Genomic DNA, 24,729 nt, shown 5'->3' on the forward strand with positions numbered 1-24,729 from the left:
AAAAGAGAAGCCAGTGATGTTTCCCGCAACACTGGCTTCTAACTATATGCAAGCTTGTCTGTCCGGACGCGCTTTCTGTGAGCAAATCAGTTGGCAACCACGAACAAGGTCCTGTCCATTCCCTGCTCGAACACCGAGTAGGTGAAGTTGTGGGCGTTGGAAGCCACCTGAAAGCCGAACTCGTCGGCACTGAAGGTGGTCCTCTCAGGAACGTATGCGGTCAGTCTCAAGACTGCGGTTTCGTTTATGCCTGCGGCGAAGAGAGAGGAAGAAAGCAGGGCCATCAGGATGATGGTAAGTGTAATGGTTGCTAACTTCTTCATCTGCTCTCTCCTTTTTATCGTCCTTGTACTTGAATGATACGTGAGATGTGAGAAGAAGTCAATATAGTAAAACATATAATTTGTTATAATAAAAGAAGATAGAAAATGTCATATGTGCGAAGAAGTGGCTTCTAACATCTACCAATAACATCTCACATATCACAAGTGATAACCGGTTTAGCAACCGGGTTTCGTCACTTGTGACAGAGAGAAAACCAAGGAATTTGAAGGCATATGAGGATATGAGGGAGATGGAGCCTATGGCATACCTCCAGCTGTGACAAAAGACATGAACGAAGAGCAGGTCCGCTTCTGACAGGAGGGCGGTGGAAGAAGTGATATGAACTTCTACCATCGCCGGGGAATCTTATTCACTGTATGGGCGCTATTGAAAAGAGGAAGGGAGAGGGATGGACCTAACCTGCATGTGCATGTCGTCTATTTCGAATGCCAAGGATCCGCAACGGGGAAATTCGAGGTTGAGTGCATAAGCGTTCTGTTGGGTTGAGAATACAGCCTCAACGACAATCGGTTTGAGAGTTGAGGCGTAATCGTAGAGAAGGGGATAGCGCAGCTTGCGCATGCCTGGGTGGGAAATGAAGAGGAAATATCGGTCATCCTGTCTTCTGCACCAGAAATCAAGCGGCTGTGAACTCTTAAGCAAGGGTTTGAGATGGGTGGGGAACTCTCTGCGAATGGTTGCAGTGAGGCTTTCATACTGTGGATGCTTGTTTGTCCCGGGCTGCATTGGAATGGTAGTGAAATATATGGGTGCACCAAGATTCTTCAGTTCAAGCAAATGCTTGAGTGAATCGAAGGTCAACCATTCATTCTGACAAAGCAATGCGTCGATGGTTCGATGCTTGTATCGCAGAAGGCCTTGTGCAAAGACAAGGTCCTTGAGCCACAGAGGCGAGAACCAAAGCGGCCGGTACACAAGCAACTCATCGGGAATTTTCAATTCCTGAAGCTCCCAGTAAAACCTGCTGCTGGGTTTCTGCTTCTGTTGTGGCAGTTCATCTTGCATCCATTGGTCTTCCAATGGAAGCAGTATGGAAAGTCTTGATTCTGCCTCCCCTTTGGAAAGGAATTCACTCAAGGTTGCCAGGTATGCATTGAAAGGCAGCAGGTACGGCTGAAGCGCACTGTTCGGCCCCACATGCACGGTGGCATAGAACTCGTTGGGGTTGTCGAGTGTTTCATAGGGCTTGCCGTGCCATACGATACGGTTGACCCCCCAGGCGAACTGCGCATCGGCAACACAGCGAAGGTCGTCGATTTTTTCTGCTTTCAAGCCGGGCGGAGTTGCAGGATTGGGAACCCAGCCATAGATGCAGGAAAAAGTCTCGCTCGACACCAGTCTTTTGTGTTCCATTGCAGCCGCAGAGGCCGCAAGCAAGGAAAAATCGGGATCGAACAGCAGCGTTTCTGATTCAGGGATATCAACAAGGGCGTAGGCGGCAAGCATATCGGTAGGTGCGCCATGGCACTGGACACGACTAGTTGCGCCCACCTGGTGACAGATGGTGCTGAACGGTTGGTAGAAATCAGTCAACACCCGCTGCGAGATCAGACAGCGGTAATCAAAGCGTTGGTCCCTGCTGTTGTTTTTCGGATCGTAGGAGTAGCCGAATTTTGCCAGGAACGCTTCGGCAAATCCGTTGAATCCAAGGTTGTGTGTTTCCACCTCCCATGAGTCGCAAAAGAGGGAGAGGGGCGCAATTGTGCAAAATTTCTCGAATCCATGCTCAAGAAGATGGGAAGCATACCAAGTCAAGGCCTTCTCATCGAGATGGTCGAGCACTCGTGCCGGCCCTGATGCATACCGGGCCTCCCATGAACGGTCGACAGTCTGGGGTTGTTCCCCCGTCAGGGTCTTGGTTCCATACTGCTCCGGGATGAAAGTTCCCGAGAACGGCCACAAGGTACCAAAGGTGAGGTCGCACCCGAGATTGCGCTTTTTGCATCCCCTGATGGTATATTCCACATAGTACTGGAACTGCTCATCAAGAAAACGGGGACCTTCTTCGGCTTTGCAATCCTTGCGTGGATACACCCAGGCGATTTCGACTCCACCAAAACCATGGGAGGCGATCCAATCGAGCTGTTCATCAATGGCCCGGATCTCCAACGGACCTGAGAACCACCACCAACGGACGTAGGGTCTGGCATCTGAGAACATCAACGCCGGCTCCTACAAATGCGAGAACGCTTGATCAAGGTCCTCAATCAGTGTCTGAGGGTCCTCCAGACCGATGTGCAGCCTGAGAACCGACGGATCCCCGTCTTTGGTTGCAAGGGGAGGGAATACCAGACTCTCGTACCCGCCCCAACTTACGCCGATACGAAAGGCCGTCAATGAGTTTACAGCCTCTTCAATTCTTGACCTGTCTTTGGACTTCAGTTTCAGCGACAACAATCCTGAGCCTCCCTTCATTTGGGAGGAGGCGAGCTGGTAGTCGGGACTCTTGGGGTGCATCGGATAAAACACCTGTTGGACAGCAGGGTGGTCATACAGGTAATCACACACCTTCAGGGCGCTCTGATAGTGGTAGGGAAGCCGTACATGCAGGGTGCGCATCCCTCGTTGGATCAACCATGCTTGGAAGGGATCTGGGACATGACCGATCGGCAAAAACTCAGTTCTGACAATTTGCTCAACCAATGCATTGCTGCCGATTAAGACTCCTCCGATGATATCGCTGTGCCCTCCCAGATACTTGGATGCTGAGTGCACAACCAAGTCGATGCCCATGGCCAATGGATTCTGATACAGCGGTGTCGCCCACGTGTTGTCTACAATGGTGGTAATGCCGTTCTGCTTTGCAATCTTTGCGAGGGCAGGAAGATTCTGCACTCTCAAATAAAGGGTTCCAGGACTTTCCAAATACAACACCTTTGTATTGGGCTGGATTGCTTTCTCAACTTCATCCAGCTTGGTTGCATCCACAAACGTTGTGGTCACCCCGAAGCGTTTGAGATAGGTGTTGCTGATGTACTTCGCCCATGTGTAGGCATCACTGCTGCATACGATATGATCGCCTTGTCCAACACAGGAGAGAATGCTTGAGGCGATCGCCGCAACGCCTGCGGAGAAGAGCTTTGCCCGCTCGCCTCCCTCCAGGGCTGCGATGCGCTGTTCAACCAACTCGACGGTGGGATTGTTCCCACGGGAGTACAGATGAGTGGAAAGCTCATCAGACAGGGCTTTTCGCAACGCCTCTACGGTAGGAAAGGTAAACAACGATGTCTGATACAGCGGAGCCGCCACCGGACGTTCGATCTGGAGAAAATCATACGTATCATCAGTCACAATATCTGCAATTCGGTACATGGATGCTTCCTTCAACCCCGAATGGGTTCAAATACAATTTCATCGCCTTCGACTTCAACACAGATGACCTGGTCGAACTCATCTTTTTCACGTTCGGGGAGGGTGATGAGCCAGCTGCTGTCGCCCTCGCAGGTGACCCGCTCCTTCAGTGTAAGCGGTAGCCTGTCCCACAGCCGGTAGCAGACCAGCGGCTTATTGGCAATATTCAACAAATATGCCCGCCCCATCTCCTCGAAAATGTGGATGTACAACTTTCCGGGTTTGGCTGTGAAATATCCCCAATCAATGTCGTAGGGATACATCGGCATCCGCTTGGTGCCATAGATACTCTCACCGTTCTTGGTCATGAATGAGCCTACAGCCTTCAGTACGTCAACGCTCGGCTGTGGGACTTCACCGGTTCCGGTCGGTCCGATGTTGAGCAGGTAGTTACCCCCTCTGCTGACGATTTTAACCAACGAGCGGATAATCTGCTTGGGACTCTTCCATGCATGGTCGTTCTTGTTGTATCCCCAGCTGTTGTTGATGGTTGCCGGGACTTCAAAGGAAGCAGGATAAGGCAACAACGGGATGAAATTATCCCCGGTGGTCATGTAATCGCCAAGGCCATTGCCGATTCTCCCATTGATCAGGCAACTAGGTTGCAGGCCCTTGATGAGGTCCCTGAGCTCTTGTGATTGTTCCTTGGTCATATACATCGGAGTATCGAGCCAGATAAGGCCGATTGGACCATAGTTTGTCAATAGTTCGGTAAGCTGAGGGATGCACTTGTTTCTGAAATATTTCTCAAAATCCTTCCCATCAGGACCGATGCCGTCCTCGCATGCATCCTCATCGTCCCAGTCCTGGGCTTGCGAATAGTAGAGCCCGAAGACCAGATTATGCCGGTCGCAGGCTTCGCGTAGTTCACGTACGAAATCACGGTTGCTCGGTGTCGCTCTTTTGGAATTATACTGGGTTGCACGAGAGTCGAAGAGGGAGAAGCCATCATGGTGCTTGCTGGTAAACACCAGGTACTTCATGCCAGCCTCCTGGGCCAAGGAGGCTATGAACTCTGCATTGAAGTTTTTACCCTCAAACTGGCGGGCCAACTTTCGATACTCTTCAGCACTGATGGACAAATCGTGCATGATCCACTCTGCAATATTGTCTGTACTGGTTCCTTGGTATTCACCTGCAAGCAGTGAATACAGACCCCAGTGGATGAACATGCCGAATTTCCCGTCCATCCACCACAACGCTGATGGTTCCATACCTATGCGCCTCTCTTTTTACTGTATTTCTTTTTCCGCAAGATCGTTGAGTACTTCCAGATCGTAGCGGTAGATATATTCATGTGCAGCAACTGCATAGCTTGTTTGTCTTTGTTCCAAAGCCTTGACAATATCCATATGGAACGGGATGGTTTTCACCCAGATGTCCGAAACATTGCCCAAGATTTTTGTAAAACTGTTCAGTGAATCGATAAGGGAGAGCACCAGTTGGGTAAGTGTCGAGCTTCCCCCGCACTCAAGCAGAGCGATATGGAACTCCCGGTCCAACTGGACTGAAAATCTGCCTTCGTCCGCCATGGCGCAGAGCTGTTGGGCAATTCCCTTCAGATGAGCAATCTGCTGGTCACTCGCCCTTTCAACCGCTCTCTGGATTGCCAGTCGCTCAACCGATATCTTGATCTCCAATAAATCCTGATAGTTTACCCTTGCCAGCCTGAGTTGGATGGAATCGGCATTGACCTCGCGTCTGACAAAAGCGCCCTTGCCTACCAGCCGTTCAATGATGCCTGCCTCCTCGAGCTGGCAAAGTCCGAGGCGTACTGAATTGCGTCCTACCATCAATTCCTGGGCAAGCTGGCGCTCACCGGGCAGCTTGTCGCCGATCTTCAGACCGTTTCGGTAGATATAGCTGATGATCGCATCAGAGACCTTCTCATGCAGCAGATCCTTTGCAATGGGTTGTATTGGTTCCATCATACTCATGTCCTTACTCCTTGACTGCTCCAGCGGTAAGGCCTTCAACGACAAACTTCTGCATGAATGCAAACATGATTGCTGTAGGAAGAAGAGCACATACTCCACCGGCCATTAATACTCCCCATTTTACGTCATATTTGCCGATAAGTGACTTCAAACCTACAGGGATTGTCCATAAATCTGCAGTGTTTATGAATATCGTGCCTGCAATGAGTTCGTTCCAAGCACCGATGAAGGCAAAAACAAACACAGCGACAATTCCAGGAAACATGACCGGCAGAACGATGCGGACCAAGGTGGTCAATTTGGAACAGCCATCGACATAGGCAGCTTCTTCAAGCGTATACGGTATCCGTTCAAAAAAACTTCGCATCGTGATGACGCAGAACGGCAGGTTGGTGATCAGGTAGAAGAAGAACAAGCTGAGTCTGGTATTGATCATTCCCAACTTCGCGAAAATAACATACAACGGAATTATTACGAGAATACCGGGTATCATCTGGGTAACCAGGAAGAACAGGAGCATTGCATCCTTTCCCTTGAAGGTGTACCGGGCAAGACCGTATCCTCCTAGAATTGAGAGCAGCGTGATGCACAATCCTGTTGAGACAGAGACGACAAGGCTGTTCGTGAGCATGCCCTTGTAATCATAGAGTTTGAAGAGCTGAACGTAGTTTTCGGTGGTGATTTCACGGGGAAAGTAAGTGATTTGTTGTGCATTGATAATCTCTGCATTGGTTTTGAACGAGGTGATGAACATCCAGTAGATCGGCAGGATGACCAGCAGAAGGAATACCAGAAGGATGACCGTTCTCCCGAAATTGCCCAAGTGGCGTTGCAAGGTATATGGTTTCATGAGAAGTTCCCCGCTTTGTTGTAGTTGGTCGCCTTGAGGAAGAGTGTCACATAGAGGATGAGGACCGTCATCAGCAGTACACCCAATGCAGAAGCCAGACCGAAATCGTAGCTGGCGAATGCCTTGGTATACATATAAGAGGGAAGGGTTTGTGAATAATTGGCCGGCCCTCCGTTGGTAATGACCACGATCAGGTCGAATGAATTAAAGATCCAAATGGTACGCAGCAGAATCGTTATGATTACGGTAGGTTTGATGTAGGGGAGGGTAATCTTGGTGAATCTTCTGATCGGTCCGCAACCGTCTATGTAGGAAGCTTCATACACATCGGCTGGGATTGACTGCAAGGCGGCAAGAATCATGATTGCAAAGAAGGGGATACCCATCCAAATCATTGCCATGATGACGACGGCCAGAGAGAAGCCGGGAGTTCCGAGCCAGGCAATCTTGCTGCCGATGAGGTGTAATTTCATCAAGAGGTCGTTGACCACGCCGTATTCGCCGTTGAAGGACCATCGGTGCATCAGACCGATGACGAAGGCTGAGAATGACCAGGGAAGGAAGACCAACGCCTGGTAGAGTCCCCTGAAAGGAAATTGTTTGTTCAAAGCCATCGCCAATGTCATTCCCAACAAGAATTGGCCTGAAACTGAGACCACAACATAGATGAATGAGTTCTTGATGATGAGCCAGATATCCGTCTCAGAAAACAGCTTCTGAAAGTTTTCCAACCCATTGAAGCGGATTTTCGACGGGGCAGTGAGCTTATAGTTCTGAAAGGCCATAATGAAGCTGTTGATCAATGGATAGCCAAACATCAGAAGCAACAACAGCATGGTGGGCAGAAGAAAAAGATACGGCTCTGCCTTGCGGCGTGCTGAAAGATTGCTGTAGGTCGTCGGGCGACCTTTGGTATGCCTTCGTATGAACATCATACCAAGGGCGCATGCCGCTGCAACCCCGATTATGTAGAGTGCCAAGATCCCCATAGTCTTCATCCTTTATCCATCAAGCGACGGTACTGCAGGAAACCCTGCAGTACCCTCTTCTTACTCCTGCTTACAGCAAACCCTTGGGCTGCTCGACTGCAGATCCGGGATTCTCGGCAAGATACGCTTTCATGCGCTTCTCCAGTTCATTGACAACATTGAACAAGGAAGTCTGTGCATCCTGTCTGCCCAACAGGTACTTCTGCATCTCTTCATGCATCATGCCTTGGTGCATATCTGTGTAATTGAACGGACCGAAAGCTACAGGAACCACCATGGCTGGATCGTTGAGCTGCTGCACAAAGGCTGCATACGGGCCGTTGGGGCCATAGAACGGGTCGTCACCGACAGCGGTCTTGATGGGAATCAAGCCTGTGAGCTTGCAGTACTCGATGTTGTTGTCGGGTCTGGTAAGGAACTCGATGAGCTTCCAAGCTGCATCCTTGTTCTTCGAGGAAGAAGAGATGGAGTAGGCGTAGGGGGAGTTGACTGTATTATAAATCTTCCCATCCTTGTCGCTTCTCGGCATCGGCATAACCATCCACTGCTCATCCTTCATATTGGCAAGGGCGGTTGCAGTGACTTCACTATCATTGATGAGCGTACCGGTAAGTCCGCCGCAGAAGTTGTCCACCATCTCGACAAAGCCCCAGTTGATTGCATCCTTCGGTGCACAACCGTCGAGATAGAGCCCCATCCACTTCTTGTACGCATCAACGGCTTCCTGGTTCTTCATCAACGATGAACCGTCCGCTGCATAGGCCGAACCACCATTGAGGCTCTCGAGGTAGACAAACAAGGGATCGAAAGCCCCGCGTGAACCGCGGAACGAGGTGCCATACCGGTTCTTCGAGGGATCGGTAAGTTTGTAGACAGCATCGAAGTACTCTGCATAGGTCCAACCCTTCTTCATATCAAGATCGAGACCAACCTCTTTGGCCCAATCCTTGCGAACGAAGACGCCCTTGACCATCATCCCATCGGGGATGGTATAGATATTGCCGTACAGCTCCTGCTCCGCTTTCCACACAAGCTCGGTGACAGTTGAGGCATATTCGTCCTTGGTGGATCCGATATAATCGGACAAGGGGACGACCCATCCGGCTTCTGTGAATTGCCCAAGCCAACCTGCCCAGGTGGTCATGACATCCGGCAGCTGGTTTGAAGCACCGAGAACGGTAAGCTTGTTGGCTGCATCGTCCCAGGGCACACTTTCATACACTACGGAAATTCCGGTCTCCTGCTTGAATTTCTCGAATGTATTGGTGAAATACTCTTGGCGGGTCGGACTGGGGGATACGTCGATGAAGCGAAGTTTGGTTTCTTGCTTCTCTGCTGCTCCACCAGCAAAAGCGAACGTCATGATCGCCAGCATGGCAATCACCGAACACAGACGCAACTTGTTTCTCATAGAGGCCTCCTTTGGCTTTACTCCCTTACTAGGGGTGGTGAACATAAGAAAACTGGATGGTCATAAAAAGAACCAGTTATTGTGAATATATTGTCATAATTTGAACAAAACAAGAAAAATTGGTTCCATAGTAGAACCACTATAGATAATCGTATCATAGAATCTACGTCTGTCAACAGTAATCTTGTGACAATATCACCTGCTTGGTATCCAAGATTCCCTCTCGAGGGTGATGATAAAAAAACCTGCCGAAATGGCAGGCTTCCTATTTGGATGACGCTCTTGCTCAGTCGATGCCAAGCAACTCTTTGATCTGAAGCTTTGCCTGGGTCAGGATATTGGTATACTGGTCGTCAAGCTGGGAGAGTTGTTTGTCCAACAACTTCATGAACTCAGGGTCCTGTTCGGGCCTGAGTGTGAAGTTGGGACCATACTGCTTTCTCAACTGGGCCTCTTTCTGCTGCAGAGCAGGAGCATACTGTTGCTTCAACCGCTCGACCAGATCCTCCTGGTTCTCCAGATACTGGCTGAAAAAGCCTTCCAGTTGCCCGAGCAACTGTTCAAGCTGCTCGTTGCCCTCACCGAGAATCATGCCCAGGTCGAGTACCTTCGCAAAGTTCTCCTTGAATGCAGCACTCCTGGGAAGTGCGAGATTGGACAGCATGGTGAGTGCCATACCCTCCTTGAATGCTTCCTTATCTTCAACAGGAACAGCGTCATACTGTTTCTTGGTACTTTCCTTTGTTGCATCTATATCGCTGAGGAAAGTGCCGGCCAATTGCCTGCCTTCCTTGACCTTGAGGTCCCGCTTGATTTTAACCGGGTCCACTTGGAGATTCTCAGCCTTTTCCAGTGCAAGTTCCCATGCAGATTTTATGATTGCCATACATCACTCCTCATTACTTTTCTAAAGATAGTGCAGTTCGCTGTCTTGGACAAGTCTTGGTTTGGTGATAGTCTCGAGCCATGGAACTGGAACTGGGCATCATCTATATTTTCGACCTGTTCGGAACTTTCATCTTCGCCGTCACCGGAGCCGTCAAAGGGGTGCGCTGCAAGCTCGACATCCTGGGCGTGGTGGTGTTTGCCTGCACCGTCGGCTGCGGAGGCGGAATGTTTCGGGATATGCTGATCGGGGCAACCCCGGTTGCCGCCTTGACCAACAGCGCCTATATTCTTACGTGTGTAGGGACGGGGCTTGCAGTGTTCTTTCTCGCCCCGAAATTTGTTGGCAAGTGGAGAGTCATCCTCTTTGCCGACTCTCTGGGGTTGGGTGTATTCACCGCCTTGGGCGTGGCCAAAGGAGCCATGTACGGCATAGGTCCGGTTGGGCAGGTGCTTTGTGGTGTCTTCTCGGCTGTTGGCGGTGGTGTGGTCAGGGACATCATGAGCCGCTCGGTCCCCACCGTCCTGACAAGCGACTTCTACGCCACCGCTTCATTGATCGGAGGCATCGTCTACCTGCTTCTGGAAATGACAGGTTTGGGAATGTTCGCAAAATTCCTGATGGCAAGCAGCACGGTGTTCATCATCCGCTTGATCGCAATCAAATACCATTTCCATCTGCCGGTGGCCGATACCGCCCTGCCGGTGGATGATTACTTGACCATGCAACACTGATTTGGAAGGAAGTACATGCATTCATATCCTCTTTATTACGAACAGCCTTATCAAAAAACTCATACAGCAACCATTGTCGACATCATCGATGGAAATCTGATTCTGGATGCAACCATCTGCTACCCCGAGGGGGGCGGGCAGAGTGGTGATATCGGCACAATTTCAGGTGTTCAACTATTGAACACGACCAAGGACGATGACCACACCATCCATCACCACGTCAAGCAGCAGGTGTTTCATATCGGCCAGCAGGTGAATATCGAACTGGATTGGCAGCATCGCTTCCATTTCATGCAGATGCACACAGCCCAGCATGTGGCCAGCGGCCTTCTCTTCACCCGGTTCGGCATCCAGACAGTGAGCGTCCATCAGGGTGAGCGCATCCTCACCATCGAAACCGATGCTGCATCAGTCGACCAGGAAATCTGTTTCGAGCTTGAGGATTTGGTGAATGCCGTGATCCGCGGCAATCATCCGGTGCACTATGAAGTACATACCCGGACCTCGGCACAGAGCCTCGGGCTGAGAAGGTCGATCAAGGTGGAGGGGGACGGAGTGCGCCTGGTTGTCGTCGAAGATGTCGACACGGTTGCCTGCGGAGGCCTCCACGTTGCCAACACCAGTGAGATCGAGTTGTTTCACTACTCAGGGCAGGAAAAAATCCGCGGACACATCCGCCTCATCTTCACCGTAGGGCAAATGGCACGTCAGCAGATCCGAAAAGCACAAGATGCCGTCACCGAGCTGGGTGTGCTCTTCTCCGCCCCGCTGGAGGATCTGGTCGAGGTGGCGAAAGCCTCAGTCGCTCAGGCCGCTCAGACAAAAAGTGAGCTGAGAAGGGCCCAGCAGGCCATAGCATCCCTCCAGCTCTCCTCATTGGTTGCTCATGCCCCCCTGGTTGCATCGATACCGGTGGTCTATTGGAACGTCCCGCAAGACATTGATATGAAGGATGTCGCCCAAGCCTTCCCTGAGCATGAGGATTTGCTGCTTTTTGCAGCCAAGATGGTCGATGGAAGACTGCTTTGGCTGGTTGGCGTTCAAGGCAAAGCTTCAACTCTGTTTGACTTCAATACAAGAAAAAGCACCTTGCTTTCAGCCATAGAAGGAAAGGGAGGAGGCAAAGCCCCGCTCTTCCAAGGGTCTGCAAAGGCCGACAGTGCTGTCTTTTTTTCTACATGCAAGGATCTGATGCAATGACATTCCAAGAACGAGTGAAAGCACTCTTTGCCAAAGAGACCTACCTCAAAAGTGATGGGGCTCTCGATACCAGGAAGCTGCTCAAGCGCACCTTGGTTCTCATGCTCTTCATTTTTTTGCTCTACTACATCGGCTTTCAGTTCTATCAACGACTTGGGTGGGACAAGAACGCGGTGGTACAGCGGTTCATCACCGATTTCGGGGTGCCTGGGGTGGCTCTGTACGTCTACATCGTCGATCTCTTCGTGCTGCCTTTGTCGGTTGACCTGATGTGGCCTTTTGTCATGGATTGGCATCCGCTTCTGGCGATTGTTGTGATGGGAACGGCCTCGGTGGCCGGGGCCTTCTCAGCCTATCTGTTCGGCCGCCTGGTGGGTCTCATACCCCTCTTTCGGCGGTGGGTGCTCAGGCAGTCGGGCACGCATACCGAGCAGCTGATCACCAAGTACGGAATCTGGGCGATTGTCATCAGCGGCTTGACACCCTTGCCGTTCTCCACCATCTGTACGGTGGCAGGCATCGTGGAGCTCAAAGTCCACCTTGTCCTGCTCTCCATCACGATCCGCTATGTACGAATGGCGCTCTACTACCTGATTTTTGCAGGCCTGATCGTCATCGGCTGAGCACGTCCCTGATCTCCTCGATCACCTTGCGGGTGCGCTCCGGGCTGTCACCGATGTACTGGTTGGCATCGAGCAGGGCTTCGATGGCTTCCTTTTGAAGGTAGGCACGAATTGTTGCGTCCTCACAGAGCATCTGCTTGAGGGTGTTCGGCTTGCCGGCCTGCACCTCGGCCCAAGCGCACAGACTGTGTTCACGGATCAACTCATGCATCTCCTGCCGGTTCGCACCGTTCTTTCCGAGCTCCATGAGAAGCCGCTCGCTTGCAGCGAAAATGCCGTAGGAGGCGAGATTGCGTTCAATGCCTGCACGATGCACCTGCATGCCGTGCACCACCTTGATTGCGGTGCTGAGAATCTCATCAACCGACAAGAAGAGTTCGGGCAGCACGAGGCGGCGGTTGGCACTGTCGTCAAGGGTCCGTTCGAGCAGGGTGGATGCGGCATTCTGCCACAGTACGCTCTCCTGGGCTTCGACAAAACGACAGAGGCTGTCGATTTTCTCGCTGTTGATCGGGTTGCGCTTGAACGGCATGGCCGACGAGCCTACCTGCTTGGACCCGAAAGGTTCGCTCCATTCTCCGATTGGAGGGCTTTGCAGCAGTCTGAAGTCTATGAAGAACTTATACAGCGTAGCACAGAGGGAAGAGAGGGCTTGTCCGATCCTGAGGTCCTGCTTGCGGGTGTACACCTGGGTTGCAGCAGTGTAGGCCTCAAGCCCCAGGTCCTTCATCACCATCGCCTCAAGCTGTGAGGCAGTGATGCCGGTACCCCGGAGCAATTCGGTATAGCTTGCACTGGTACCCACCGCCCCCTTCATGCCCTTGCCCCGGATCGAGGCATGGACGCGAATCAGGTCCTGAAGATCCTCATTGAGGTCCTGCGCCGTCTGGGCAAGCCGATACCCAACGGTTGTGGGTTCTGCGGGCTGGATATGAGTGAAGGCCATGCAGGGTTGATCTGCATAGGCCTCCATGCGGGTGATGAATACTGCAAGCAGCGCCTTGACCTGGATGATGACCAGGTTCAGAGCCTCCTTGAGACGCATGGCATCCATATTATCCAGGATGTCCATGCTGGTGGCCCCGAGATGGATGACAGCCCCCCCTTTGGGGCACTGCTCAGCATAGGTCTTGATTTCAGCCATCAGGTCATGACCGATTTCAGCTTCTATCTCAGTTGCGCGTTCAATGTCGATAGTGTCCTGATTGGCGACCAGCTCATCAAGCTGCTCTGCCGACACCAAGTTCGCTTGAGCCTGAGCCTTGGCCAAGGCCACCCAGATTCTCCTCAGTAATTTGCGCTTGTGCTCCTCACTGAAAACGGTTCGCATCTGCTGACTGCCGTAGCGCCAGCTGAAGGGGGAGAGATAGGTGTCATGGGTAAAGCTTTGCATTCAGACCTCCGCATACCCATGACTGTACTCCCTAACGCAAGTTCAGGTCAATTGACGTAACGGATCGTCTCCCATGCCTTGTTATACATCTCAAGATTCGGTCCGAGGTCGTCTTTCAGCTCATAGTTCTCAAGCATCTCGACGGTGTAGAACGGAGTGGTGGTCCGATACTTCTCAGCCTCGGTATTGACTGATGCAGGGAAGTGGAACCGGTCGAGGAATTGGGCGTAGTTCTCCGGCTTGTGGATGTAGTTGATGAACTCAAGGGCAAGGTCGTAGTTCCTTGCTCCCTTGGGAATGCACATCGAGTCGAAGTACATCGGCCCGCCGTCGGCGGGGAGGAAGAAATCGACGTCCGCCCACTCGCTTTCAGGCAGCTCTTCGAAAATTGCTTCGGCATAGCCGTGGGAAACCCAATACTCGCCGGAGGCAAAGGCCTTGGCAAATCCCTCGGCATCGAATTTGACGAGATTCGGCTTCCACGCGTCATTGACAAGCTTTCTTGCTTCTTCAAGTTCGGCGGGGTTGGTTGTGTTGACCGAGTAACCCAGGTATGCCAAGGCATCACCGAGGACTTCGCGCATATCGTCCATCATGACCATGCGACCCTTGAGGCGTGTATCTGCGAAGATATTCCAAGTCTTCTCATACTCCTTGACCATTTTGGTATTGACTGCAATACCGCTGGCTCCGAGATAGTAGGGGACCGAGTACTCCATCTTCGGGTCATAATAGGCCTTTGAGAGGGCAAAGTCTGTGATGTACTGGAGGTTGGGCATTTTGGAAGTGTCGATTTTCTCCAGCATGTTCAGGTTCTTCATGATCGAGACATAGTCACCCGAAGGAAAAATTACGTCATAGCCTGCATCACCGCTGGCCATGAGCTTGGCAAACATCTCCTCGTTGGAGGCGAAGTAGTCGAGTACCACGTCAACACCATACTCTTTCTCAAACGATTCAATGACCGAGTCGGGAGTATAGTAGGACCAGTTGTACACATACAGTTTTTTACTGCCGGTGGTATTTTTCTCAGTTGCTTTGGAACAACCGAGGAAGAGAAGAGAGCCCAGGACAACCAGGGCAAAAGCGAGGATGAGGTGCTTGGTGGTAGGTTTGCTCATGGCTAAACCTCCTGTACAATAGTGATGTCTGCCCGTCCAGGTCAACATACGCCATTCCCTGGATCGGTGATAGATGTGAAGCCTTGCCCGGCAAGGCCCAATGGATATTTCTAGGCTGGGGTGGCAAGGAGAAGATAAGATTGTGAACTGGTTGTGTAGTGCATCGGTATCTCCTTGGAATTCAGCCCCATAATTGGGTATTTCTGAAAGTAGGTCAATCACTTTGCCGGGCAAAACCAAAAATTGATACATTTTTTTCTTCAACGGCATCGCTTGTGAGTGTTGCATAAACAAGCTGAATCACCGATACTGGCTCTTCAAGAAGTATGTACACACAAACCTACTCCCAGGAGGTGGTTAACCTCCATACCCATAGCTTTTATTGCGGACATGGCAGCGGACAGGTGAGCGAATATGCCCAAGCGGCTGTAGACCAGGGTCTGGCATTGCTAGGCTTTACCGAGCACTGTCCGGTACCCGACTCCCGATGGTCCAGAACCCGGATGGCCTATGAGCAGATGGCTCTCTACGAGCAGGATGTAAAGGCGGTACAGCAGCAGAACCTGCTCACAATCCTTACCGGGTACGAATGCGACTACCTTGAGCAATACCAGGGATATTACGAAGAGTTGAAAACGAAAACCGATTACCTGATTTGCGCCATTCATGATCTCAGTTTTGACAGCAGGCGAGAGTACTCGGTGTTTTGGAACACCCTGACCAAGGAAGACCTCGGCCTGTACACCGACCTCTACTGCAAAGCCTTGCAGTCGGGGCTCTTCCTCTTCGGCGCACACCCTGATGTCTTTGCCTACAATTATCATACGTGGGATGAAGAGGCCGTGGCCTGTTCGAAGGCGATCATCGAGTGTGCCGCAAGTTCCGGTGTTGCCTTGGAGATCAACGCCAACGGCATGCGCAAGCGCAAGGTGAAGACAGCGGACGGGGAACGCTATGCCTACCCGGTTCTCCCATTCTGGGAGCTGGCAAGCGAATATCCGGTACAGGTGGTCACCAACAGCGACGCCCATAAGCCGGCTGAAATCCGGGCCGGCCAGGACAAGGCCTTCGCATTGGCTGAACAGGTGGGGATCACCTATGCCTCCTATGCGTTGGTGGATGGCAGGATTGCCCTACTCTAGAAGAAAAGGGACAGAGGGCAACGCCCCCTGCCGGGGTATACTACGGAAAAACATCTCCGTATTATACGAGGTTCTGTGATTTGAGGAACTCGGACGCAACTTGCTCAACGGCTTTCCCTTCCACATCGACAAGGTAGTTGAGCTCCGTCATCGTCTCATCGTCAAGCCTGCCTCCGAGCATGTTCAGGACATTTTTCAACTCAGGATGCTTGTCCAGGACCTCCTTGCGCACAATCGGTGCTGCATGGTAGGGAGGGAAGAATCCCAGGTCGTCCTCGAGGATTTTCAGATTGTACTGCTTGATCGGGCCGTCGGTGGCGAAGGCATCGGTGACGTCCATGTCACCGCGTCCGATCGCCTGGTACTTGAGCGAGGCGTTGAGTTTCATCGGCTCTCCCTTGAACTGGAAGCCGTAGAGGTCTACCAAGCCGTCGAAACCGTCCCGTCGGTCGAAGAATTCATGTTCTGCACCGAATACCAGGTCAGGGGCATAGGGAATCAGGTCGCTGTAGGTTTCCACCCCATAGGTTTCATACACTTCAGGGGTGACAGCCAGGGTGTAGGTATTGTTCAGGCCAAACGGCTCGAGCCATACGATATCCCATTGCTTCAAAAACTCCTCGCTGACGATTCGATAGGACTCGTCGGGATCATTGACCACATCCATTTTCAGGTGGGCGGTCAGACCGGTGCCGGTATACTCCGGATACACGTCGATCTGGTCATTCTTGATCGCGTTGAAGTTGACAAACGTGCCGCCCAGATTGAGCTTGCGGTTCACCTTGAGGTCGGTATGGGCTTCCACCAGCTGGGAAAGCATTTCGGCGATGACGATGTTCTCTCCAAAGTCCTTTGACCCAATGGTTATGCTGTCGTTCTTGGCGCAGCCGGTGAAAACCAGGATTGCGGCCAAAGCCAGCGTCAGTACACTCATAATTTTGGTTCTTTTTGCATGCATATGTCTCAATACTCCTTACCGTGCGTGTTTTAGTAGTCGTTTTTCAGCTTTTCCCATGCCCCAATCGATAATGAGGGCTATGACGACAACCGGAATTGCTCCGAGCAGAATCCTGTCCATATTCCGTTGCTGGATTCCCCGGTAGATGATGTACCCCAAGCCGCCGCTGCCGATGAGAACACCCATCACGGCGATGGAGAGTGAGTTGACCAAAGCCACCTTCAGGCCGCCGAAGATCATGGGTATGGAGAGGGGGATTTCCACCCTCACCAACCGTTGCGTCCTGCTCATGCCCATGCCGCGTGCGGCATCGATGATGTGGGGAGGCAGCTCCGTCAGGGACGTATGGGTATTACGAATGATGGGAAGCAGTGCATACAGCACGAGTGCCACTATCATGGTAAGGTCCCCCAGTCCAAAGACGATCATCAACAGGGCCAATAAGGCCAGTGATGGGATGGTCTGGATGATCTCGGCAAGGCCGATGATGAAGCTCCCCAGTTTTCGTTTCCAATAGGAGAGGACCCCCAAGGCGATGCCGATGACCGATGCAAAGACCATCGCTATAGCTACTATGGTTATATGTTCTGCGATTGCGTTCATAAGTTCATTCATGCGTTCCTCCTGAGCCCGCGCGGGGTGAGAAGCTTTTGCAAGAAACCGATGAAGGCGCTGAATGCAAAAGCCAGGATTGCAGAGGGTATGGCACCGGCAAGGATGTAGTCGGTGTTGTAGGTGGCCAGACCAGTCCAGATCCAGTCTCCCAAGCCTCCTGCCCCTATCATGCCGGCCAAGGTTGCCCAGCTGACGATATAGACCGCCGAGATGCGGATTCCGCTGACAATTGCAGGGAGGGCGAGGGGAAGCTCCACCTTGAAGAGCACTTGGCTCTTGGTCATGCCGATTCCCTTTGCTGCATCCTTGTAGGCAGGTTGTACTTCAGTGATGCCGGTGTAGGTATTCCTGAGGATGGGCAGTATCGAGTAGATGGTCAGTACCGCCAAAGCCGGCAGGGTTCCGATTCCCATGAATATCAGGGCGAATCCCAACATGACCAGACCTGGGATTGTCTGTACGGTTCCTGCAAGGGCGAGGACCGGCTTGGCAGCTCTCTTGTGCCTGGTAAGCAGGACTCCCAAAGGTATGGCGATTGCCATTCCCAGGCCCACTGCAATGAGGACCAAGGCGATGTGTCGGCCGATGCTGGCCAGCATCGCTTCTGTGTTCTTGGAAAAAAAGGCTATCATTCTCATGCCGACAAGTCCCCCCAGAGCGCTTCTCCCATGGCCTTCGCCGTACTGGTCCTGGTTATGATTCCAGCCACAGTCCTGTTGTCGTTGAGCACAACCACATAGTTGGAAGTGGAGGAGAGCAGCTTGTCCAGCGCCTCCTTCGCATCGTCTTTGCGACCGACGGTCATGGTGTCGGGATTGATCAACTCCGCAATCGAGCGGCCGGCCCTTCCGCGTGTTTTGATATCCTCGATGGATACTGTTCCAAGATAGGTCTCATCATCATCGATGACTACCAGGCTGTTGATCTCGCGCTTGCTCATCATCTCGATGGATTCGAGCGTCTTGGTATTCTTATAGACCTTGTAGACCTTCTTCTTCATAAAGTCCTCTGCAAGCAGGATTGCAGCGGGACTTTCATGGCCCGCATGTTTGCCCATGAAGCTTTTGATCACCGGGCTTGCCGGATGCTGGAGCATCTCCTCGGCACTGGCCATCTGTACAATCCTGCCCTTGTCCATGAAAATAATGGTGTCGGCGAGTCGAAGTGCCTCATCCATATCATGGGTGACAAAGACGATGGTCTTTTTCAGTTTCTTCTGGATCCGCTTCACTTCTTCCTGAAGCGAATCGCGGGTAACCGGGTCCAAGGCCCCAAAGGGTTCGTCCATCAGGACGATCGGCGGCGATGCCGCCAAGGCTCTGAGAACCCCGATGCGCTGTTGCTGTCCCCCTGAAAGTTCAGAAGGATATTTATGTGCGTTCTCCTCATAGGGCATATCAACCAAGGCAAGGAGGTCGTGGACGATTTTGTCGCACTCCTCTTTGGAGTAGCCCAACAGCTTGGGAACTACGCTGATGTTCTGGTGTACGGTCATGTTGGGGAACAAGCCTATTTGCTGGATGACATAGCCGATCTTTCGGCGCAGCTTTACAGCATCCTGCTTGGTCACGTCCTTGCCATCGATGAAGACCGTACCGGCTTTGGGTTCGATCAAACGGTTGATGGTCCGTAGTGTGGTGGTTTTACCGCATCCGCTGGGACCGATCAACACGACGAACTCCCCCGTTTTGATGGTAAAGCTCAAATCATGCAGAACGGTGTTTGACCCGTATCGTTTGGTCACATTCCTAAATTCAATCATCGTGTTTCTCCTCGTATAACAGTGATGTCTTTTCTGTGCAAGTTAAGACAACCTAATAGTAATATATAAGTTGTCAGTTAGGCAACCCAAGGCAAAAATTAGTCTATTGGTCAGCCAAAAATTGCAAATGGACGCTCTGTTTGAGGATATTTGTGAATTTGGACAGCAAAATTGTTCACGCCATCATGGTGTCAGTTTGCAAAAAAAAGTCCAGCCGGAGCTGGAACTTACACTGGCGATACGCGATTATTCGCCGCACTCGTCGTGATGGGCGTGCTCATGACAGATACTGCCGGTGCTGGCAAGAGATCCTGCAAGATACGCTTTCACCGCATCCTCGCTGTCCCCTCGCGCACCCAGAATAACCTCGATGTTATGCTCGTTGAAGATATCGACGGCACCGCCTCCCATGCCTCCGCTGATGATGGTGTTCACCCCCATCTCATGGAGGAAATTGGGAAGGAACCCCGGCCGATGGCCCGGGTTCGCAACGCTCTTGCTGCTCAAAATTTTGTCACCCTCCGTATCGAATACTTCAAAAGTCTCACAATGGCCGAAGTGGCCGCACACCATGTTGTTCTCACTTGCTACTGCTACTCTCAACATACATTACTCCCTTCTCTCCAATAATTTGCAGAGTTCAGGCATTTCTGAACCCTGATAGGTCTCGATTGCTCCTGCATCGCAGGCTTCACTGAGTTTCGGGTCGATTGCAAGTTTGGCCAAAACCTTCAACCCATGATCGCCGGCCACATGTTCCAAGTGGCTCTTACCGAAAATTTCGTACCGTTTGTGATTATCCGGACACTCGAAGTAAGAAAAGTTCTCTACCAATCCCAAGATGGGAACCTTCATGTTCGAGGCCATGTTCACAGCTTTCTCTACTACCATGCTTACCAGGTCCTGGGGACTGGTCACCATGACGATGCCATCAACAGGAAGGCTTTGGAAGACGGTCAAGGGAACATCGCCGGTTCCCGGCGGCATATCGACAAACAAGTAATCCAAGTGCTCCCAAGCAACATCCGTATAGAAGAGCTTGACGGTGTTTGCAATCAGGGGCCCTCTCCAAATGACCGGGTCGTTTTCATGCTCAAGCAACATATTGGTAGAGATGATTTTTATGCCGGTTTTACTGATGGCTGGTTCGATGCGTCCTTCTTCTCCCAAGGCTTTTTGGTGGATGCCGAACGCCTTGGGAATGGATGCACCGGTGACGTCGGCATCCAGAATCCCGACTAAATAACCTTTACGTCTCATTTGACAGGCGAGCAGGCTGGTGACCGACGATTTCCCAACCCCTCCTTTCCCGCTGACGACAGCGATGACATGGTCGATGATACTGCCGGTCTTCGAATATGCCCTCATATTATTGGTTGCATTCTGATTCATGCCTGTCCTCCTTTCCCAATTGTAGAATATCACCTCCGGCGAGGTAATGAATCCGATCACCCATCAAACGCTCAAGGGCGAGGAAGTTTTCCTCTCCTGTGCAGTGACAGGTATAGTAAACGGCTTTGCTCTCAAGTAGTTTCTTGGCGATATGCTCAAGCACCTGAGGTGCCTCCGGCTCGCCGGTGCGGTGGTTGTAGAGATGGAAGCCACCGATGACATGGGTGGGGTATAGCCCCCAATGCTCATGATAGGCTTCCACAATATTGAGTATGCCACGATGCGAGCATCCACTTACCAGCAACCGAACATCACCTTCCATGATGGCAAGGTATTGCTCATGGGTGAAATTGTCCACCTTGTACGTCTCTTCTTCCTTCCTGTATAGGCTCTTGTTGCCTGAAGGGATGGAGTCGGTTCCCTCCACCTTGGAAAACAAGGTGATACCGCCGCTGATCGGGGTATACGCCGAGGTGAAGATGAGCCGATTGCTGGTAATGAGGGATTGGTCTACTCCGATATAGTGGTATTCACCGGGATTGCGTTCGCTGTAATACGGGCCGAACGCATCCTTTCGGACATACAGTGGAGCATGCTTGTTCATTGCGAAGAATGTTTTCAGCCCCCCGCTGTGGTCGTAATGGCCGTGGGAGAGGACTGCTGCATCGACGGATGTAAGATCAACACCCAGAATTTCTGCATTGCGGGCAAATACGTCACTTGCACCCGTATCGAAAAGGATGGTTCTGCCTGCCGCTTCGATGAAAAGGCTCAAACCATGCTCATACCCGAGATTGTTGCATTTTGTGGTATTTTCTACCAATGTAGTGATTTTCATAGTCGTACCTGCTCCTTCCATACTTGGAGAGTCTTCTCATAGATTCGCTTGATCGCCTGTGATGCCGGAGTATTCAGACATGCCAGATTCTCGCCTCTATTCAATGATGTTACAACCTGCTTGTCATAGGGAATCTTTCCCAGGAAAGGAATCCCTTCCTTGAAACAGAATACCTCGATTTCCCCGCAGATCGTTGGATTTATATCATACTTATTCACAACCACTGCAACCGGGACCTGCAGCTGTCTCGCACTGGTGATGACCCGTTTCAGATCGGAGAAAGCACTCACTGAAGGCTCGCTGACCATGAGGGCTAGATCAACACCAGAAAGCGATGCAATGACCGGGCACCCGATCCCGGGACTTCCGTCAAGGATTGCCACTTCGGTTTCCGGGATGTTTTCCTTGAGCTGTTTTTTCACTTCGCTTACCAATTTCCCGGTGGTTCCACTCCCCATGGTCAAGGTGGCTGTCGAAAAACGCTCTTCTTTCCGTTCATACAGCTTCAAGTCGCCTACCTTGACAGGTCGGGTGTGGATTGCATCAGCCCGACAGACATGGAGGCAATACATACAGCCTTCACAGGCGATCGGGTCGATTTGATAGGTTGGACCGGGTATGACCGCATCAAAGCGACATACTTCAAAACAAAGGTTGCAGCCAGTACACAGCGTGCCGTCGATCTCAGCCTTAGGCAATCCAAAGTAGTCGGACTTCCTCTCTGTTTCAAAGCTGCCCATGACCAGATGGAGATTTGGTGCATCAACATCGCAGTCTGCATAGGCTTTGGCATGGGAGAGGGCGATGAAGGTACTGGCAACAGTGGTTTTACCGGTCCCTCCCTTACCGCTGAGGATAAGAATCTGATGCATCTTTCACCTCCTGCAGCAATGAAGAAAAATAGGAGCGATAGTGTTCGTTCTCACGGCTTGCCACCAAAGCCTCACTGGTAAGATGAGCCAATTCCTTATCATAGGGCAAAGATCCCAGAATCCTCACATTGTGTGTTTTCGCATACGCTTCTGATGGGTTCTCCCCATCCTGCGTCTTGTTCAATAGAACTGCACACGGTTTATCCATGAGCATAACGAGTTCATGGACCATGGCAAGATTGTGTGAGCCGAACTTGGTGGGCTCGGCAACCAACAGGCAGAAATCTGCATGCGAGACGGTCTCCGTCACCAGGCAGCCGCTGCCGGGAGGGCTGTCCAAGATTGTAAGACCGGTCTGTTTCTCTCTCATCAAGGCTTTGATGAGCGGGACGGCCGAACTCTCCCCGATTCTCATTTCTGCTGAAAGAAATGAGACAGAACCGCTTCTTCCTTTGCGGACCACCCCCAAGGGTTTCTGAACTTCTTTCAATGCATGCTGAGGACAGAGACTCATGCACAAGCCGCAACTGTGGCAGATTTCCTCAAAGATTAGAAGCTGTTTCCCGATAACCGCCAGAGCATTGAAGGCACAAGCCTTGCTGCAGATTCGGCACCCGTCACAGAGCTTTTGGTCGACCTCGGGCTTGCCGACCGTAATGACTTGTTCAGATACAGAGGATGGCTTGAGAAACAGATGGCCGTTAGGTTCTTCCACATCGCAATCTATGTAGGTTGCCTGGTCTGCAACAGCAGCGAGGTTGACACTGACCAAGGTCTTGCCGGTCCCGCCTTTGCCGCTCAGCACGGCAATGGTGCGATCAGTGGGCATGATGGAATCCTGCATGGATGGCGTCCAATTCAGCAAGCTTGTTCTCCTGCATCGCGTTTATATTGTCCGCTATGCTGAGGTTCAAAGCCTTAAGCAGGGTCACATTTGCCGCATGCAGTACTTTTGCAGCATTCTCTCCCAATCGGAAGGTGATAAGCGTTGTGATTTTTGCGTCCACCAAATCCTGAGCCGCCTGTATGCCGGCTCCTCCCGGACTCTGGGCTGCTTCATTTGCTATGAAGCTGCTTTTTTGCTTTTCGGTATCAAAAATACAATAATAGGGTGCTCTTCCAAAGGATACACACAAAGGACTATCCAATTTCTGTTCTTCTGCCGGTACTGCTACAATCATAGTTGATTCTCTCCTTCCTCATTGCCCATTCTTTGACGCCATCGGCATCCTCTGCCGCCTCTTCCAAATCCAGGGCCGTTATGGTCGTGGAGGCGATACTCGCCTCCTTCAATAAACAATGGTCTGCCCTCCACCAAGGAAGCAGCCAGTTTCTTCCTTGCACTATCGTACATCCCCTGCACGGTGGTCCTGGCTACTTCCATCTCTTCAGAGCACTCCTGCTGGGTCATGCCCTCATGGTCGATGAGTCGAATGGTTTCGTACTCATCCACGGTCATGACCACCGGCTGCAAACCCTCCAGGGACGGGCCGAGCGGCCCGAACCTGGAGTTGGAGGGAAGCGAACAGACACTTCGCCATTTGCGCGGTCTACTCATGACTTTTCCGATTGCCCAAGCAATGAGTCAACATGTTTCAACTCCTCTTGAAGCATCTGTTTTCTCTCTGCGAGGGTGATGGGGGAGGCTGGAGCTCCATAGGGGCCGAATCCCCAACCGCAGCCTCTGCCAAAGCGTCTTCCCATTCCATACCCAATTGTAGAGTAATTGGTGCAATTACCCATACCTCTTCCTGTCATCGGACCGAATCCGGCAGGTCCTGTTCCATCTCTTCGTGGCATATCGTGCCTCCTTGTAATAAGTTATTATTGACATATGTCAGTAACTATCTCTACAATACTCTTGTTTCCGGCATATGTCAATAACTTATCAGAAATTTTTTCCTTTTTTTGGAAACCGGAAAGCCTATACGGGAAGAAGTAGGCACTAGCTGCATTTCTCTGAATTGCAAAGTATCGCACAAGGAAGGTATGCAACAGTGTCGCTATCAGTACGGTTGAAGAATGAAGAGGTCGAGCTCGCCAAACGGTATGTAGAAGTAAAAGTTTGCGTATTGCCGACCTTGTTCATCGATCGAGGCTTGAGCGCATCGAAGATGAGATTGAGTTGGAACTTGGTTTGCAATGAGATACCACGTAGAGTTCCAGCAATGACCGTGAAACATTGAAAAATGGATAAGCATATCAGACTGATGATTGGGCCTCGGATTAGGAAGGTTCCTCAAATCTGTATCAACACGGTAAAAGCCTGGCCGCTGATCGAAGTGGTCAATGGCGGTATCGAATAGGGGA

The 24,729-nt window shown here is 51.5% G+C and carries 27 protein-coding genes; 4 read left to right on the plus strand and 23 right to left on the minus strand.

The window, feature by feature from the left end:
- Nucleotides 1-86: 86 nt before the first annotated feature.
- The 9 genes from B3F49_RS08015 to B3F49_RS08055 all read right to left on the minus strand — a co-directional run bounded on the left by B3F49_RS08015 (nt 87) and on the right by B3F49_RS08055 (nt 9,769).
- Complete coding sequence (locus tag B3F49_RS08015; protein ID WP_293910280.1) at nt 87-323, minus strand: hypothetical protein; 237 nt, start codon at nt 321-323, stop codon at nt 87-89.
- A gap of 385 nt (nt 324-708) precedes the next feature.
- Nucleotides 709-2,508: a hypothetical protein gene (locus B3F49_RS08020; protein WP_293910282.1), complete on the minus strand. Its 1,800-nt coding sequence runs from the start codon at nt 2,506-2,508 to the stop codon at nt 709-711.
- Nucleotides 2,509-2,517: 9 nt separating this feature from the next.
- Nucleotides 2,518-3,657, minus strand: a complete 1,140-nt coding sequence (locus B3F49_RS08025; protein WP_293910284.1) for an aminotransferase class I/II-fold pyridoxal phosphate-dependent enzyme — start codon at nt 3,655-3,657, stop codon at nt 2,518-2,520.
- Nucleotides 3,658-3,668: 11 nt separating this feature from the next.
- The gene (locus B3F49_RS08030; RefSeq protein ID WP_293910286.1) at nt 3,669-4,910 is read right to left on the minus strand and encodes an alpha-L-fucosidase; all 1,242 of its coding nucleotides are present in this window, start codon (nt 4,908-4,910) and stop codon (nt 3,669-3,671) included.
- An 18-nt stretch (nt 4,911-4,928) separates the two neighbouring features.
- Nucleotides 4,929-5,633 (minus strand): FadR/GntR family transcriptional regulator, encoded by a 705-nt coding sequence (locus B3F49_RS08035; protein WP_293910288.1) that lies wholly within the window; start codon nt 5,631-5,633, stop codon nt 4,929-4,931.
- A 4-nt stretch (nt 5,634-5,637) separates the two neighbouring features.
- Complete coding sequence (locus B3F49_RS08040; protein WP_293910290.1) at nt 5,638-6,483, minus strand: carbohydrate ABC transporter permease; 846 nt, start codon at nt 6,481-6,483, stop codon at nt 5,638-5,640.
- Complete coding sequence (locus tag B3F49_RS08045; RefSeq protein ID WP_293910292.1) at nt 6,480-7,472, minus strand: carbohydrate ABC transporter permease; 993 nt, start codon at nt 7,470-7,472, stop codon at nt 6,480-6,482. Before B3F49_RS08045 ends, B3F49_RS08040 begins: the two co-directional genes overlap by 4 nt.
- Nucleotides 7,473-7,542: 70 nt before the next feature.
- Entirely contained in the window at nt 7,543-8,883 is a 1,341-nt protein-coding gene (locus B3F49_RS08050; RefSeq protein WP_293893464.1) for an ABC transporter substrate-binding protein, read from the minus strand.
- 286 nt (nt 8,884-9,169) lie between these two features.
- Nucleotides 9,170-9,769: a DUF6657 family protein gene (locus B3F49_RS08055; protein ID WP_293910294.1), complete on the minus strand. Its 600-nt coding sequence runs from the start codon at nt 9,767-9,769 to the stop codon at nt 9,170-9,172.
- Between the two features lie 80 nt (nt 9,770-9,849).
- On the opposite strand from B3F49_RS08055, the gene B3F49_RS08060 reads away from it, so the two are divergent.
- Genes B3F49_RS08060 through B3F49_RS08070 form a run of 3 tightly spaced genes read left to right on the plus strand, consistent with a single transcriptional unit; the run spans nt 9,850 to nt 12,326 of the window.
- Nucleotides 9,850-10,503, plus strand: coding sequence for a trimeric intracellular cation channel family protein (locus B3F49_RS08060; RefSeq protein ID WP_293893458.1), 654 nt, complete (start codon nt 9,850-9,852; stop codon nt 10,501-10,503).
- Between the two features lie 15 nt (nt 10,504-10,518).
- Nucleotides 10,519-11,703 (plus strand): alanyl-tRNA editing protein, encoded by a 1,185-nt coding sequence (locus B3F49_RS08065; RefSeq protein ID WP_293893455.1) that lies wholly within the window; start codon nt 10,519-10,521, stop codon nt 11,701-11,703.
- On the plus strand, nt 11,700-12,326 hold the full coding sequence (locus tag B3F49_RS08070; RefSeq protein ID WP_293893452.1) for a VTT domain-containing protein: 627 nt from the start codon (nt 11,700-11,702) through the stop codon (nt 12,324-12,326). The genes B3F49_RS08065 and B3F49_RS08070 overlap by 4 nt, the downstream gene beginning before the upstream one ends.
- Here B3F49_RS08070 and purB read toward each other — a convergent pair.
- Nucleotides 12,316-13,719, minus strand: a complete 1,404-nt coding sequence (gene purB, locus B3F49_RS08075; protein WP_293910296.1) for an adenylosuccinate lyase — start codon at nt 13,717-13,719, stop codon at nt 12,316-12,318. The two genes, B3F49_RS08070 and purB, sit on opposite strands and share 11 nt — an antisense overlap.
- Nucleotides 13,720-13,766: 47 nt before the next feature.
- Complete coding sequence (locus tag B3F49_RS08080; protein WP_293910298.1) at nt 13,767-14,840, minus strand: extracellular solute-binding protein; 1,074 nt, start codon at nt 14,838-14,840, stop codon at nt 13,767-13,769.
- 326 nt (nt 14,841-15,166) lie between these two features.
- Between B3F49_RS08080 and B3F49_RS08085 the strand changes: the two genes are divergently transcribed.
- Nucleotides 15,167-15,982, plus strand: a complete 816-nt coding sequence (locus B3F49_RS08085; RefSeq protein WP_293910300.1) for a histidinol-phosphatase — start codon at nt 15,167-15,169, stop codon at nt 15,980-15,982.
- A gap of 61 nt (nt 15,983-16,043) precedes the next feature.
- Here B3F49_RS08085 and B3F49_RS08090 read toward each other — a convergent pair whose 3' ends face one another.
- From B3F49_RS08090 to B3F49_RS08145, 12 genes are all read right to left on the minus strand, one after another.
- Nucleotides 16,044-16,940 carry a glycine betaine ABC transporter substrate-binding protein gene (locus tag B3F49_RS08090; RefSeq protein WP_293894207.1) on the minus strand — a complete coding sequence of 299 codons (897 nt, stop codon included), beginning with the start codon at nt 16,938-16,940 and terminating at the stop codon, nt 16,044-16,046.
- Between the two features lie 15 nt (nt 16,941-16,955).
- The gene (locus B3F49_RS08095; protein WP_293910302.1) at nt 16,956-17,555 is read right to left on the minus strand and encodes an ABC transporter permease; all 600 of its coding nucleotides are present in this window, start codon (nt 17,553-17,555) and stop codon (nt 16,956-16,958) included.
- Nucleotides 17,552-18,193, minus strand: a complete 642-nt coding sequence (locus tag B3F49_RS08100) for an ABC transporter permease (RefSeq protein ID WP_293910304.1) — start codon at nt 18,191-18,193, stop codon at nt 17,552-17,554. The genes B3F49_RS08095 and B3F49_RS08100 overlap by 4 nt, the downstream gene beginning before the upstream one ends.
- Complete coding sequence (locus B3F49_RS08105; protein ID WP_293910306.1) at nt 18,190-19,317, minus strand: ABC transporter ATP-binding protein; 1,128 nt, start codon at nt 19,315-19,317, stop codon at nt 18,190-18,192. The genes B3F49_RS08100 and B3F49_RS08105 overlap by 4 nt, the downstream gene beginning before the upstream one ends.
- A 246-nt stretch (nt 19,318-19,563) precedes the next feature.
- The gene (locus tag B3F49_RS08110) at nt 19,564-19,923 is read right to left on the minus strand and encodes a NifB/NifX family molybdenum-iron cluster-binding protein (RefSeq protein WP_293896359.1); all 360 of its coding nucleotides are present in this window, start codon (nt 19,921-19,923) and stop codon (nt 19,564-19,566) included.
- Between the two features lie 3 nt (nt 19,924-19,926).
- Nucleotides 19,927-20,709, minus strand: coding sequence for a P-loop NTPase (locus B3F49_RS08115; protein ID WP_293910308.1), 783 nt, complete (start codon nt 20,707-20,709; stop codon nt 19,927-19,929).
- The gene (locus B3F49_RS08120; RefSeq protein ID WP_293910310.1) at nt 20,687-21,547 is read right to left on the minus strand and encodes an MBL fold metallo-hydrolase; all 861 of its coding nucleotides are present in this window, start codon (nt 21,545-21,547) and stop codon (nt 20,687-20,689) included. Before B3F49_RS08120 ends, B3F49_RS08115 begins: the two co-directional genes overlap by 23 nt.
- Nucleotides 21,544-22,419, minus strand: a complete 876-nt coding sequence (locus tag B3F49_RS08125; RefSeq protein ID WP_293910312.1) for an ATP-binding protein — start codon at nt 22,417-22,419, stop codon at nt 21,544-21,546. The genes B3F49_RS08120 and B3F49_RS08125 overlap by 4 nt, the downstream gene beginning before the upstream one ends.
- Nucleotides 22,391-23,248 carry a 4Fe-4S binding protein gene (locus B3F49_RS08130; protein WP_293910314.1) on the minus strand — a complete coding sequence of 286 codons (858 nt, stop codon included), beginning with the start codon at nt 23,246-23,248 and terminating at the stop codon, nt 22,391-22,393. The genes B3F49_RS08125 and B3F49_RS08130 overlap by 29 nt, the downstream gene beginning before the upstream one ends.
- On the minus strand, nt 23,238-23,600 hold the full coding sequence (locus B3F49_RS08135; RefSeq protein WP_293896344.1) for a NifB/NifX family molybdenum-iron cluster-binding protein: 363 nt from the start codon (nt 23,598-23,600) through the stop codon (nt 23,238-23,240). The genes B3F49_RS08130 and B3F49_RS08135 overlap by 11 nt, the downstream gene beginning before the upstream one ends.
- The gene (locus B3F49_RS08140) at nt 23,597-23,977 is read right to left on the minus strand and encodes a DUF134 domain-containing protein (protein WP_293910316.1); all 381 of its coding nucleotides are present in this window, start codon (nt 23,975-23,977) and stop codon (nt 23,597-23,599) included. The genes B3F49_RS08135 and B3F49_RS08140 overlap by 4 nt, the downstream gene beginning before the upstream one ends.
- On the minus strand, nt 23,974-24,219 hold the full coding sequence (locus B3F49_RS08145; protein ID WP_293896338.1) for a DUF5320 domain-containing protein: 246 nt from the start codon (nt 24,217-24,219) through the stop codon (nt 23,974-23,976). Before B3F49_RS08145 ends, B3F49_RS08140 begins: the two co-directional genes overlap by 4 nt.
- Nucleotides 24,220-24,729 lie beyond the last annotated feature (510 nt).

The sequence above is a fragment of the Sphaerochaeta sp. UBA5836 genome, assembly GCF_002432845.1.
In the GTDB taxonomy this organism is placed as follows: Bacteria; Spirochaetota; Spirochaetia; order Sphaerochaetales; family Sphaerochaetaceae; genus Sphaerochaeta.

Coding starts and splice junctions, on each gene's coding strand:
- B3F49_RS08145 (WP_293896338.1), bottom strand. CDS start 24,219: ATGCCACGAAGAGATGGAACAGGACCTGCCGGATTCGGTCCGATGACA.
- B3F49_RS08045 (WP_293910292.1), bottom strand. CDS start 7,472: ATGGGGATCTTGGCACTCTACATAATCGGGGTTGCAGCGGCATGCGCC.
- B3F49_RS08110 (WP_293896359.1), bottom strand. CDS start 19,923: ATGTTGAGAGTAGCAGTAGCAAGTGAGAACAACATGGTGTGCGGCCAC.
- B3F49_RS08130 (WP_293910314.1), bottom strand. CDS start 23,248: ATGCCCACTGATCGCACCATTGCCGTGCTGAGCGGCAAAGGCGGGACC.
- B3F49_RS08030 (WP_293910286.1), bottom strand. CDS start 4,910: ATGGAACCATCAGCGTTGTGGTGGATGGACGGGAAATTCGGCATGTTC.
- B3F49_RS08080 (WP_293910298.1), bottom strand. CDS start 14,840: ATGAGCAAACCTACCACCAAGCACCTCATCCTCGCTTTTGCCCTGGTT.
- B3F49_RS08035 (WP_293910288.1), bottom strand. CDS start 5,633: ATGAGTATGATGGAACCAATACAACCCATTGCAAAGGATCTGCTGCAT.
- B3F49_RS08090 (WP_293894207.1), bottom strand. CDS start 16,940: ATGCATGCAAAAAGAACCAAAATTATGAGTGTACTGACGCTGGCTTTG.
- B3F49_RS08125 (WP_293910312.1), bottom strand. CDS start 22,419: ATGCATCAGATTCTTATCCTCAGCGGTAAGGGAGGGACCGGTAAAACC.
- purB (WP_293910296.1), bottom strand. CDS start 13,719: ATGCAAAGCTTTACCCATGACACCTATCTCTCCCCCTTCAGCTGGCGC.
- B3F49_RS08120 (WP_293910310.1), bottom strand. CDS start 21,547: ATGAAAATCACTACATTGGTAGAAAATACCACAAAATGCAACAATCTC.
- B3F49_RS08050 (WP_293893464.1), bottom strand. CDS start 8,883: ATGAGAAACAAGTTGCGTCTGTGTTCGGTGATTGCCATGCTGGCGATC.
- B3F49_RS08040 (WP_293910290.1), bottom strand. CDS start 6,483: ATGAAACCATATACCTTGCAACGCCACTTGGGCAATTTCGGGAGAACG.
- B3F49_RS08015 (WP_293910280.1), bottom strand. CDS start 323: ATGAAGAAGTTAGCAACCATTACACTTACCATCATCCTGATGGCCCTG.
- B3F49_RS08115 (WP_293910308.1), bottom strand. CDS start 20,709: ATGAATCAGAATGCAACCAATAATATGAGGGCATATTCGAAGACCGGC.
- B3F49_RS08105 (WP_293910306.1), bottom strand. CDS start 19,317: ATGATTGAATTTAGGAATGTGACCAAACGATACGGGTCAAACACCGTT.
- B3F49_RS08085 (WP_293910300.1), top strand. CDS start 15,167: ATGTACACACAAACCTACTCCCAGGAGGTGGTTAACCTCCATACCCAT.
- B3F49_RS08070 (WP_293893452.1), top strand. CDS start 11,700: ATGACATTCCAAGAACGAGTGAAAGCACTCTTTGCCAAAGAGACCTAC.
- B3F49_RS08100 (WP_293910304.1), bottom strand. CDS start 18,193: ATGAGAATGATAGCCTTTTTTTCCAAGAACACAGAAGCGATGCTGGCC.
- B3F49_RS08135 (WP_293896344.1), bottom strand. CDS start 23,600: ATGATTGTAGCAGTACCGGCAGAAGAACAGAAATTGGATAGTCCTTTG.
- B3F49_RS08095 (WP_293910302.1), bottom strand. CDS start 17,555: ATGAATGAACTTATGAACGCAATCGCAGAACATATAACCATAGTAGCT.
- B3F49_RS08055 (WP_293910294.1), bottom strand. CDS start 9,769: ATGGCAATCATAAAATCTGCATGGGAACTTGCACTGGAAAAGGCTGAG.
- B3F49_RS08060 (WP_293893458.1), top strand. CDS start 9,850: ATGGAACTGGAACTGGGCATCATCTATATTTTCGACCTGTTCGGAACT.
- B3F49_RS08025 (WP_293910284.1), bottom strand. CDS start 3,657: ATGTACCGAATTGCAGATATTGTGACTGATGATACGTATGATTTTCTC.
- B3F49_RS08065 (WP_293893455.1), top strand. CDS start 10,519: ATGCATTCATATCCTCTTTATTACGAACAGCCTTATCAAAAAACTCAT.
- B3F49_RS08140 (WP_293910316.1), bottom strand. CDS start 23,977: ATGAGTAGACCGCGCAAATGGCGAAGTGTCTGTTCGCTTCCCTCCAAC.